Origin of the sequence: Shewanella sp. N2AIL, from assembly GCF_022690845.1 — a bacterium.
Lineage (GTDB): Bacteria > Pseudomonadota > Gammaproteobacteria > Enterobacterales > Shewanellaceae > Shewanella > Shewanella baltica.
This window is the reverse complement of sequence record NZ_JALBYT010000145.1, coordinates 1-220: the sequence shown is the minus strand read 5'-3', so window position 1 is coordinate 220 and position 220 is coordinate 1. Positions and strand designations below refer to the sequence as shown.

1 protein-coding gene is annotated in these 220 nt (G+C 46.8%); it reads right to left on the bottom strand.

The annotated features are described in order from the left end of the window. On the bottom strand, positions 1-220 hold a 220-nt coding region (locus tag MO387_RS21100), incomplete at both ends, for a transposase (protein WP_242326530.1).

The window sequence follows — 220 nt, the reverse complement described above, 5'->3', positions numbered from 1 at the left end:
CTAAGTGCTCAATGGCGCCGCGAGTCTTGGTTTTAAAAGCAATATTGACCGTTTTCGCGCGTTTACTGATGCAGGTGTAATGCGGGCAAGATAATGGGATGTCACCCAGTTTAAACACCGAATTGATAAAGCCCTGTAAGGCTCTCAGTGGCATAGAGAAAATACGCTTAACCATCAACGCAGTGGTAATGGCTAAGTCGCTAAACACACGAGGACGACC